Here is a 689-nt window from a genome sequence, read left to right as displayed (position 1 = left end):
GATAGCCCTGCTTGTTTGGTCGCTGGTGCACACGATATGGATGCACAGATGAAGAAGATTATGGAGGCCGCAGGTCAGCCTGTTCCTGAGAGTAAGCCAAGCTTTGAAATCAACGGCGATCATCCTCTTGTTAAGCAACTGAATGACGAGCAGGATGATGAGCGTTTTAACGACCTAACGCTTGTATTGTTTGATCAGGCCGCACTTGCCATGGGCGATCAATTGAAAGAGCCTGGCGCATTTGTAAGTCGATTGAACAAATTGCTTTTAGATTTGTCTAAATAGCGATTTAGCGATCTTTGTCCCTTAGGGAGCCTTAAAAAACCTGCCGCTCGTTCGGCGCGTCAGGTTACCCCGGCTCCCTTTTTTTATGTATGCTTGATGTCGAAACGTATCATTCGGCGAGATAGGAAAAGTACATGATAGAGCACGTAAGTGCGGTGATCATCGTTAAGAATGCTGCAGACACGATTCGTGGGACGCTTGAGTCGTTAAGGGCGTTTCAGGAGGTTGTTCTGTACGACAATGGTTCAAGTGACGACACGCTCTCAATCGCCTCGGAATACCCCAATGTACTTATCTTTGAAGGGCAGTTTGTTGACTTGAACCATTGTCGTACAGAACAACCTCCTGAAACGCCCTTAACGACTCAAGCGTCCCACGAATCGTGTCTGCAGCATTCTTAACGA

Annotated in this window: 1 protein-coding gene and 1 pseudogene; both read left to right on the top strand. The window is 47.3% G+C overall.

Features of this window, described 5'->3' with window-relative positions; translation table 11 throughout:
- Positions 1–285 (top strand): annotated as a pseudogene (locus A3751_RS01530) (molecular chaperone HtpG); the annotation flags it as partial.
- A 134-nt stretch (positions 286–419) separates the two neighbouring features.
- Positions 420–686: a glycosyltransferase gene (locus A3751_RS01525; protein WP_068451392.1), complete on the top strand. Its 267-nt coding sequence runs from the start codon at positions 420–422 to the stop codon at positions 684–686.
- Positions 687–689: the final 3 nt, after the last annotated feature.

This window comes from Oleiphilus sp. HI0080, from assembly GCF_001635135.1.
The sequence above is the reverse complement of the archived record's forward strand: the minus strand, read 5'-3'. Positions and strand labels throughout refer to the sequence as shown.